We start from the raw sequence: 10,994 nt of genomic DNA, 5'->3' as shown, positions 1-10,994 counted from the left end.
ATATGATCCGCAGACAATTTACCCCCCTGAGCTGGGACCGGAAACAGTTTGGTATGCCAATTACCCCCGGCTTAAGAGACTGGGAAACTGATGGTCTCACTAATTTTCCGCCAACGTTTTCTGGGGCAGACCCGTTTCGCCCGGAGTTACGTACCATGTTGACAGTGCTTCCGGGAAACACTGACCGTTCTCAGTTACAGATGAAGCTGAATCTCAATCAACTTCTGGTTTTTGATGATACGGGGACAGGACGCACAGTGACGACCCGCCCACTCACACCGCACCCGGGAGAGGATGTCAACGATAATGGTGCGCTTGACGCAGGCGAAGACCTGAATGGAAATAGTCAATTAGATGCACTACCTGCATCAAAAATACTGTATACAACAGGTACAAATTGGAGTGGGCAATCACCAGTTCAATTGCCTTCTTATCCCCCTGTTGCTCAGAATTCAATGTCTCTGGCAAATAATCAGGAAATCTGGGCGCGCTATGATCGCCAGCGGATGGCGCGTGATATTTACGTACTGCTCTATACTTTCGGTGGCGGAAACGACAGCTTTGACTACCGCACCGATAACTCTGGAAACGCCCTTTATACTAATACTCAGATGAAGGAAATGGCGCAGTTTGCTGTGAATGTAGTCGATTCCCTGGATCCCGATGAAGTCATCACTCAATTTGAGTACGATACGAACTTGAGTAATGGATGGAGTCCGGATGACAATCCTTATACTGACGATGGAGGGGATCGTGAAGCCGTCTTTGGTGTCGAATCGCAGAAGTTGACGCTCAGCGAATTCCTGGCAATTAAAGCCAATAAAGTCGAAGATGCATCCTCGAACCCGTTCAATCACGATGCTACCGAATACGATGATGAGAAAGATCGCTATTTCTCGTTTCTGGAATTGCGAAACGCCAGTCATCAAACGGTCAGCTTCGCCAACGATGCCTGGCAGATTCGACTCGAACCACGCACGGATATCACTGGTATCAGCAGCGATTACTCTGATCTCGATAATATTGCAGCAGATCCTGTGTTAACTGATACACACAAGCGAAGATTGACGCTTCGCAGTGGTTCCATCGGCGGCGGAGAAATTTATAATATCTGGTCTGCAGGAGATAATGAAAATGTCGATTCCATGACAGGAACGGCTCGCCCCAGTTATTTCCGCGTCGATTCAAACTTTTCCGGAGGCGCTGCCACTTTTTCGACCATTGTACCCGCAAACACAACATCGGCGGCTCTCGATCTAATTACCGACGATGACACTTCTGATTTTCGGTTGACGACTGAACTTGACACTCTCACTTCGATTGCCAACAGAGGCGATTTTCTGAATGATTCGAATACCGATCCCGGAAGCACGACCCCTTCTGATATGAAGTTCATTGTCAGATTAATGCGACGGGCTCATCTGGGTCGAGGCGCACCGGCCGTCACGAATGCTGCCGACGAGGCAGATAATCCTTGGGTCGAAGTCGACAGCATGATCATCTCGGGGATGAAAGCTTTCACTTTGTCCGATACGAGTATGGCAGCCACCATTCAATCAGAGTTGAATACACTGCGGAGTTTCGAACGGGAGCAACCTTTGTACGCACGAGGCAGCGGAGAGGCTACGCATGCCGCCGGCAATGCCGGTTCCAGTTACCGTGCCAATACAGTAGGCACGACTAATTCCACTACAGGAACGGGTGATTTAGGAACAGATGGTGCCACTGGCGTCACGATGGTGGACGATGACAACGACGGCAGTACCGATGACGCCAGCGAACGTGGCTGGGCCTTTTCAGATGACCGAGCTCGGTTTAATCTCTGGCAGCCCCACTTCGATCGTGATTTTGCTTCAAAAATTGAACTGTTGAGTATTCCATTGGTGGGCCCGAACCGGATTACCCGCGATCTGGCGACCGAAGGCGGCGCACAGACGCGAACCGATACGACTACAAATGCAGATCGTGCCAATGACGTCCGCTTCGCCGGAACACAGAAATTCCTCGATCCCAGCGGACCGAATGACGGCACCAGCACTGACAACAACCGTTGGTATCGGCTCTTGGGATTTGTGGAAGTACCGACACGCTCCCATCTGCAGTTGGGAAATCCCCTGAATGAGGCGCGCGTTCCCGGTCGCATCAATCTCAATACAATCCGTCATCCCGCTGTGCTGGCCGCATTACTCGATGATTCGGACGCCTTCAACTTGGATATGACAGCCAGTGCGGTTCATCCCCGGTTGACTGCAACACATTTAGGAGGAGACTGGTGGCAGCAGTTTATCAATTCGCGTGATGCCGCAGATACGGGTCTGACAAACGCCGCCAGGATTCCCGGGACACCCGGTTCAAAACCCTTCCGTAGTTTTGCAGCAAACCTTCCTACCAGCTCGCAAGATAATGTACGTGATCTGCGTGAGAACACAATTTTACGAAGTTTGCCCGCCGATGGCAGTACAAATCCTAATCCGCGTCTGTTGTTTGAACTGACAACCAGTGCAGAGCACCTGGGGACGGCAGGGCTGAATAATGTTGACGTTCATACGCGGAATCGACTTCTTTCAAAAATTGATGCCAACACCACGACCCGCAGTAATACCTTTGTTGTATTTATGTCTGTCGCTTATTTTGAAGCCACTGGCACGGGAACAACCACTTATGGAGATCCAGTGCAAATTGGGGATCGCTTGTCACCAATTGTCGCGGCACGTACGGTGAAGGATCCAGATTATAAAGGGTTTTTCGTGATTGACCGCACCCGGGCGGAAGAGGCCTTTGAACCAAGCACCGGTCAATTTGACCACTGGAAACGACTGATACGATACCGCCACTCGATTCCACAGAATTAGTTGCATCGAAGAAACTACAAAAGCAAATCTATCACCTGATCGGCATAATGATGAAACATAATACAGGAGAGAGGGGGAAAGCCATGTAGCCTTGGATACCAATTCTGGTTGCGGGCCGCTGATCGGAGTCTGTTAGAGAGGGGCGATTGAAACGTCTGTTCCTGTCGATCTGATTTGTCGATCATTCTTCAGGATTCCTGATAAATAGTACTATTTTTGAGTTTGTTTTTGCTACTTGTCAACAATTAATATACAATTTGTACGAACCGTTTTTTTGTGAGGAGAATAATTATGTACACTCGAAGAATCAAACAAAAGTTGCAAAAGCGTAAAGGGTTTACGCTGATCGAATTGCTGGTGGTCATCACCATCATCGGCATCCTGGTATCTCTGACGCTGCCGGCCATTCAAAGTGCTCGTGCCGCTGCCCGAAAATTATCGTGTCTGAACAACATGCGAAACGTGGGCTTGGCCGTCGTCAACTTCTCATCAGGAGCCAACTCGCAGTTGCCGCTGCTGGTGGATCCCAACATCGAAAATACTTCAGGTAATGCTCAGGCTGGAAACGATAACCTCTCTTGGTGTGTCACGATCCTTCCGTTCCTGGATTCGGTTGGTTTTCGGCAAAGATGGGATTCTACTGCTAGTCTGGCAGCAAATTCAACGTTGAATGCAACGGCAGTCTCTAATCTAGTTGCACTGAATAACATCCGCTTTCCGTTCTATACCTGCCCTGACGATCAGTTTAATACAGATCCTGGTGCATTATCTTATGTTGTGAACGTCGGATACGTTATGAGTAACTACAATGCAACCGGTGATGGCTCTCACGTTGCCCACACAAATGAAATTTTGTCAACTGGTCTGACTGAAACTACAACTGCGGTGGAATCACCCGTTAAGTTTTCCACGGGCGTGTTCTGGCGTGGAGGTGGTGGAAGTGTATCTCCACGAATGTCTTTGGATTTCATCTCTGCTGCGGATGGGATGACTCAAACTCTGATGCTATCCGAAAATATCCAGGCTGGAAACTGGGCGGATCAAAATACGGGTGGCTTGGGATTTGGTGTTGATATGGAAGGGATATTACCAATTTCCGCTGCTGCTGGAACAGCTGGATTAGGTGATGATCTTGTACTTCCCACAGGCTTTAACTTACTCAATACCACAAACACGACTGATTCTCGAATTGGTTCAAATTTAACATCAGCTCCACGGGCTGCATGGCGTCCCAGCTCGAACCACCCCAGTGGTGCTGTGAATGTAATTATGTGTGATGGTAGTGGAAAATCACTCACACCACAGATGGATAGCGGTGTCTATGCCCGTCTGTTGACACCCGGTGGTTTGCGATATGGTCAGGCCGTTGTTGACGCAACATCCTTCTAATCCAAGGTCTCCTTCGACAACGATATTTTTGAGTAATTATTCTCAAAACGGTTCAAATTTGATGACACCAGGGCCCGCGGGGCTCTGGTGTTTTTTTATGATTTGGAAAATGCAGAGACGCTTTCTCTGGCATTCAATAACATCTGAATTCCAATGAACCCGATGAGCGTGTGCCCGTGTGTGCCCGGTAGAAAGAGAGAATTTGTCTGAACCGTCTTTTCATTAGGGAGAACGAAATGAAGACACGAAGAATCAATCAAAAGCGACAGAAACGAAACGGATTTTCGAAGATCGAACTGCTGGTGATCATCATCGTCATCGGCCTTCTGGTCTCATTGACTCTGCCAGCCATTCAGTCTACACGTCATGTATCAAAAGGTTTATCCTGTCTGAATAACATGAGAAACATCGGCCTGGCTGTGGTCAATTACTCATCCGGTGCCAACTCTGAGCTGCCATTACTCGTTGATACAAATCGCATCCAGGGTCCAGATGGGAATTCTCGAAACGATGATATGTCATGGTGCATCACGATTTTGCCATTTTTGGATCAAGTGTATTTCCGTCAACAATGGGACGAGACTGCCCGCGCAGCTTCGCAAGAAGATGCCACCGTCGCTCAAATTCGGTCACTGACAGAGTTAAATCACAAGCGATTCCCTTTCTTTACTTGTAGTGATGACCAGTTTAGCAATGATCCTGGCGCCCTTTCTTATTGTGCGAATATTGGTTACGTGACTGCAAATTACAATACTGCTTCAGATACATCTCACATAGCGGACAGCGCTGATGGTGGACTGGACGGAGATACCACGACAGCCGCAGATGTTCCGATTAAGTTCGCTTCCGGCGTATTTTGGCGTCCTCACAGTTCACGGATGTCGCTGGACATCATTTCTGCCTCTGACGGGATGACACAGACTCTGATGTTGACTGAAAATATACAAGCGGGGCAATGGTATTCTACGTTCACAGGTGAATTAGGGTTTGGTGTAGATGTGGAAGGGGTGCTCAAAGGCCCCTCGCTAAGATTACCATCTGGATTTAATTTAAGAACAGCAAGAACGGATTCAAGAATTAGTAGTAATCTCACTGCAGAGAAAGGGCAGGCCTGGCGTCCCAGTTCAAATCACCCCAGTGGCGTCGTGAATGTCATCTTTTGCGATGGTAGTGGAAGTTCTCTATCACCACAGATGGATGCCGGCATTTATGCCCGTCTGTTGACGCCCGGTGGGCTGCGATATGGCCAGGTTGCAGACGATGTGAGTTCCTACTAATTCGAGCTGTCTTGTTGCAACAACAATTTTGAGTGATCCTTCTCAAAACGGTTCAAACTTGATGACACCAGAGATCGAGGGGTCTCTGGTGTTTTTTGCCAGCCACGATCAGTGTATTAATATACACTTTCTGCTCCGGTTCAGAAATCCTAAGCTTTCCAGAGGAAATAAGACGTAAGTGAAGTGAGAGCCTTCACTCTGAAGAACGTCTCTTGACGAATCACCGCCAAATCGGATATGGAACGGTATAAGTTTAGTAAAACAAAAAGAGAGTCGCTTTGCGCCCCGCCTGAGTGAAGAGAGTGGTTTCATTCGAGCTCGGGATGCAAACGAATATAAGAGCTACAACTTGACTGTTTCTGTAACAGCAGCGACCGTCGGTAGTTCAAATGGAAGTGAGAGTTAAATCCGAATTAACCTCGTTACGAGTCACGAAATATAACCATAATATCTCAGGATACAATCATGTTCGACCCCTTATCAGGGCAGATGCCAACTCAGGCGAATCAACGTGCAAGAAATTATTCACAGCAGCGTCAGATGGGGATTGGTGATCTCCTGTTGGACAATCGGATCATCTTTCTGGACAGTGTGATCAATGATGCCAGTGCGAATTTAATCGTAATGAAACTGCTTTATTTGCAGTCAGAAAATCGTCATCAGGACATTCATCTCTATGTCAATTCCCCCGGCGGTTCCGTGACTTCCACAATGGCCATTTATGACACGATGCAATTCATCGAATGTGATGTAGCCACCTATTGTGTAGGTCTGGCAGCCAGTGGCGGCGCGATTCTGGTCGCGGGTGGAGAGAAAACCAAACGCTATATATTGCCTCACGCCAAAATGATGATTCATCAGCCTTACGGCGAAGTAGGTGGTCAGGTTTCCGACATTGAGATCCAGGCCAAAGACATTCTGGATACGCGTGAAGTCTTGAATGAAATTCTGGCGCAGCACACAGGGCAATCTATAGAAAAAATTGCCGAGGATACTTCACGTGACCGATTTCTGACCGCTCCCGAATCTGTAGAATATGGTCTCGTTGACGAACTGCTGGTTCGCGATAAAAAAGATAAAGACAAAGACAAAGATAAAAAAGAAGAGTCGAAGTAATAAACTGAGTCGACAGAGCGACTGTCGAATGATTATCAACCATCAAATTTATCATCAATTGAAGTGAGTTTTATATGACGGTCCTTACTCCTTATGTGATCGAAAAGAATGGCCGCGATGAGCGCGCCATGGATATTTACAGTCGTCTGCTCCAGGATCGCATCGTGATGATGGGTTCGCAGGTGAATGATCAGGTGGCACAAAGTCTGGTCGCACAGCTTTTATTTCTGCAGTTTGACGACCCGGAAGCAGATATACATTTCTACATCAACTCTCCCGGAGGCTCTGTCACCGCGGGAATGGCCATCTATGACACAATGCAATATATCTCATGTGATGTGGCAACGTACTGCATCGGGCAAGCTGCCAGTATGGGAGCGCTGTTGTTGACAGCAGGTGCCGCGGGAAAACGGAACGCCTTGCCCAACAGCCGCATCATGATTCATCAGCCATTAGCGGGCATGCAGGGAACGGCAACCGATCTGGAAATTCATGCCAAAGAAGTATTGAAAATGAAACGACGGCTAAATGAAATTCTGCTGCATCATACAGGTCAAACGCTTGAAAAAATTGAACAAGATACCGACCGTGATAATTTCATGGACGCGCAAGAAGCGAAATCTTATGGACTGATTGATAATGTTCTGGAGCACCTTGAGATTCCAGGAACCAAAGAGTAATTTTCATTTTGATGAGTAGGAGGGCAGAAGAGGATTCTTCTGCTTTAGTTGATTTTCGATGAAGCAATATCTTTCGACATGGATGTCGTTGTTGTTGATTCTCACTCTTTACGGGTGTGGAGGTCGTGGTAATTCCGATTTGCTGGAGGCCCGACTTCGTCAACAGGAAGATAATATATTTGCATTGCAGCGCGATCTGAAAGACTCACAGCAGGCTTTACAATCGGCCCGGCATCAGACTGAAGTCATGCAAAACCAGATCGTCGATGCCTCCAAGGGAGCCTTATTACCAGAGCAGACACAGGCACTCTATAAGGTGACCGGCGTGAAGGTGAATAACCTGTTAACCGGTGGAGTAGATCTGGATAACAAACCAGGCGACGAACTCTGGACGACTTTGGTAACTCCCCATGATGCGGATGGAGAAACCGTAAAGCTTCCCGCCGATTTAGAACTCGAGTTGGTTGACCTGAAACAGACCGGAGAAAACCGCAGAGTTGGTATCTGGACTTTTAAAAGTGAGGAAGTCCGTTCGCACTGGTATTCTGGATTTGCTGGCTCCGGATTTCGATTTGAGCTTCCCTGGCAAAGACTGCCCGACAGTGATGATCTAACACTTGTGGTTCGAATGAAATCACAAGATGGTCGAGTTTTCAATACCGACGCTCCATTGAGAATCAGCCAGGTAGATCGTGTGAAAAAATCCCCGGTGACTCAGGTTTCCCGAGAGCTGCTTTCACCAGTCGAGCCCGCGCGAATCTCGTTCGAAGAAAAACCGGAAAAAATCGAGGGAGAACTTGATAATCCCTTCAAACAACTGCGGGGAAAACCGAGTTTGCAAAATTCTGACGATGCTTCACCATTCCGAGTGATTACCACTGAAAAGTAGCTGTCAGTTATTTTTTGGGTCCAACTGAATGCGCCTTTGCCATGGCATCTTCCGCTTCAGGAATTCGTCCACAACGTTGACAGATAACCGAGAGCTGAATGAAAGAAAAATTGTCTTCTGGCTCCAGTTCCGTAACTCTGGTAGCACTGGCAATTGCTTCATCGAACAGGCCTAGTTTCTGGTAGTAAACTCCGAGTGCCGAAAGCGCCAGAACGTAGTTTTCATCGATGGCTAATACTTCTTTCAGCTTTTCAACGGCTTTTTCAATATCGCCACTCTCGTAGATCTTGACTGCTTCGTCATACAAATTTGCTGGAGTACTCATCCGCTTGCTCTCTTTTGTCACTAGAATAATTCGGTTGTATATTGAGGATCTGATCCGGACAATGCTGTCTTCGATGACCGTCAGAAGATTGCTGCTCTCAGGGAATTATAGTCCGCTCAGGCAAATTACAAACTACCATTTTTCGGGTCAGATTCTGAATTGGTTTCGAACTGCTATGATAGTGGACGAATTAGAGAGAATCATAGGCAAACAGGTTCCGTTCCTGTAGAATTTGAGAAGATCACTCGTTCATACCAATGGCAAACTTTGTTGAAAGCGGGATGTGCAACCCATCAATTCCACAGAACAGGAAAACAATCCGGTCACACGTCAGGAACTGATGCTGGTGATCGCTGTCTGCATATTTGGGGGACTCTTCCGCTGCCTGTTTCTTTCAGAAACAGCGATTGAACATTTTGATGAAGGCGTTTATGCGTCGAACTTGTGGTTCAGTCCAGAGCAGGGGGCAGAGTATCCGGGAAGATATTATTATGCACCGCCGCTCTTTCCATTTTTGATCGAGTGGTCAATGATCTTTCTTGGCAGTGGTGCCTGGGCTACTTTCCTACCTTCACTCTTGTTAGGAATGGCAACCATCCCTCTCATCTGGTGGGTGGCCCGCAACTGGTTTGGCCCGGCAGCGGGTCTGGTGGCTGCTATCCTTGCCAGCTGCAGTGATCTTCATTTGATTTACAGCAGAGCCGCCTTGACCGATGTGGGGTTGGGATTCTTTCTCTTACTGAGTGTTTATCTCATCTGGAAAAGTTATCTCAGTCTAGACTGGAAATGGCCTGTTCTGGCAGGCGTCACGGTCGGAGCGGGATGGGCGATCAAATACAATGGATGGCTTCCTTTGGCGGTAGGACTTTCCGGGATGGTCCCCTGGCTCTTGATACATCGTCGACAATTCAGTTCCAAAACGGGTTTTTTCTTGCGGTGGGTGGTGGTGGCATGCGTCGCCTGCCTTGTCTGGTCACCTGTGCTGATAGGGCTTCAGAAGTGGGGAGGTTACTCTGTCGTTGCTTCCAATCATAGTCGCTATGTGGTTGGCTTTTCAGGCTGGCTGAATTCCTTTTCCCGACAGGTGCAAAACCATGAATTGCTCGAAGGGACGCCAGGTTACATGGGGATCGGTCTGGTCTGTCTGGTGTTCTGCCTTCTGTTGCATATGATAAAAGCTCAAAAACAGATTGCCATAAAGGTGAGACCACGAACGGAACGTTCCACGTGGAATACAATCTTGATTGGTCTGTTCGCAGCGCTACCTCTCTTCGTTGCCTCTCTTTTTGGAATCAGTCCGATGCTTGGCATCTTGGGAATTGAGGGGATACTATTGCAGTTGTTTTTTGCAGGTAATCGGACCGGTCAAAAGCAGAGCAAAAATGACAATCCTGATCCAGCGTCTTTGAAGCGATCCTTAGCAGCCTGGTTACTGGCAGCCTGGTTTTGCGGATTGTTTTTGGCAACTCCGCTTTACTATCCCTATCCTCGCTTGACGATTCCCTGGACCATCTCAGCCTGGCTGGGGACAGCCGCATGTGTGGGGTGGATCGAGCAGCGTGATACTAAATCACTGTTCCATTTCTTGTCTGATAACAATAAAGAACGATATTCATTCATCCCGGAAATCAGTGTCGGAATCGTCTTGATACTCATTCTTTGTTTCATGCCCTGGTCTATGGCTGCCTGGAAACCCCGCAATGGGCTGGCTATGGTTTCGCAGCAGGTCCTGTCAGACATGCAGGCAGAACCGGTTTCCAGTCCATCTGAGTACATTCTCTACACCTACGCTGAGCCGGGGTTGTTTTTCAACCTGAAGGCTCAAGGGCATCAGCTCACCGCACCGGTAGCCGATTTCCAGTTTCTAGAGTCGCTTCCACCCCAGGTGCCCGTTTATCTGATCACAGGACCTCATGCCGCCAGAGATCCCGATTTCCAAAAGAAGTTCGATCAGGTTCGTGATCGCTTTGAACTGGTCAAGACCTATGAGTACTCACCCAGTCTCCTGGTGAGATTGAATCAGGCACACTTGAATGGGAAAGATGAGACCGAGCCGGTGCTCCTGTATCGTGCGAAGTAATTCTGGCAAACTGGGTGTTTCACGTGGAACACCTGGCAGAGCTAGAACGCGTCCCGTTTAACCATATCGCTTTCCATTCTATGATACTCGTTTCAAATGGTCTTGGAGAAGCTGCAATAAACCTGGACACAGGCTAGAGCAGGTCGAACGCTTTGCGAAAGCCCTCTTGCTTCAAACTGAGAATCGAAATAGAATCCCGCGCCCCGTATGACGCTCCTATTTTTATCAGGCAGTTTACTTGTAAGAAAAGAACGATATGGAAGATCAAAATCAGATACCAGCTGAAAATCCGTCTGAACAATCAGAAACTCCAGGTACTCCCCGACGCCGATTGGGACGTGGCTTGAATGCGCTATTGGGTCGAGGTGGTACGGATGAGGAATCAG

8 protein-coding genes are annotated in these 10,994 nt (G+C 48.0%); 7 read left to right on the top strand and 1 reads right to left on the bottom strand.

What is annotated here, in order from left to right:
* The 6 genes from Q0668_RS17365 to Q0668_RS17340 form a co-directional block, all read left to right on the top strand.
* Positions 1-2,852 (top strand): hypothetical protein (locus Q0668_RS17365; protein ID WP_298866919.1); only part of this gene is annotated, 2,852 nt, incomplete at its 5' end.
* Between the two features lie 291 nt (positions 2,853-3,143).
* Positions 3,144-4,241 carry a DUF1559 domain-containing protein gene (locus Q0668_RS17360; RefSeq protein WP_298866917.1) on the top strand — a complete coding sequence of 366 codons (1,098 nt, stop codon included), beginning with the start codon at positions 3,144-3,146 and terminating at the stop codon, positions 4,239-4,241.
* 236 nt (positions 4,242-4,477) lie between these two features.
* Positions 4,478-5,518, top strand: coding sequence for a DUF1559 domain-containing protein (locus Q0668_RS17355; RefSeq protein ID WP_298866913.1), 1,041 nt, complete (start codon positions 4,478-4,480; stop codon positions 5,516-5,518).
* 465 nt (positions 5,519-5,983) lie between these two features.
* Complete coding sequence (locus tag Q0668_RS17350) at positions 5,984-6,634, top strand: ATP-dependent Clp protease proteolytic subunit (protein WP_298866911.1); 651 nt, start codon at positions 5,984-5,986, stop codon at positions 6,632-6,634.
* Between the two features lie 74 nt (positions 6,635-6,708).
* Positions 6,709-7,314, top strand: coding sequence for an ATP-dependent Clp endopeptidase proteolytic subunit ClpP (gene clpP / locus Q0668_RS17345; protein WP_298866909.1), 606 nt, complete (start codon positions 6,709-6,711; stop codon positions 7,312-7,314).
* Between the two features lie 58 nt (positions 7,315-7,372).
* Positions 7,373-8,203, top strand: coding sequence for a hypothetical protein (locus tag Q0668_RS17340; protein ID WP_298866907.1), 831 nt, complete (start codon positions 7,373-7,375; stop codon positions 8,201-8,203).
* Positions 8,204-8,210: 7 nt separating this feature from the next.
* On the opposite strand, the gene Q0668_RS17335 is transcribed toward Q0668_RS17340, so the two are convergent.
* Positions 8,211-8,528, bottom strand: coding sequence for a tetratricopeptide repeat protein (locus tag Q0668_RS17335; protein WP_298866905.1), 318 nt, complete (start codon positions 8,526-8,528; stop codon positions 8,211-8,213).
* A gap of 283 nt (positions 8,529-8,811) precedes the next feature.
* Between Q0668_RS17335 and Q0668_RS17330 the strand changes: the two genes are divergently transcribed.
* The gene (locus Q0668_RS17330; protein ID WP_298866903.1) at positions 8,812-10,608 is read left to right on the top strand and encodes a glycosyltransferase family 39 protein; all 1,797 of its coding nucleotides are present in this window, start codon (positions 8,812-8,814) and stop codon (positions 10,606-10,608) included.
* The last annotated feature ends 386 nt before the right edge of the window (positions 10,609-10,994 follow it).

The organism is uncultured Gimesia sp., from assembly GCF_937910335.1.
In the GTDB taxonomy this organism is placed as follows: domain Bacteria; phylum Planctomycetota; class Planctomycetia; order Planctomycetales; family Planctomycetaceae; genus Gimesia.
This window is presented reverse-complemented; position numbering and strand designations above follow the sequence as displayed.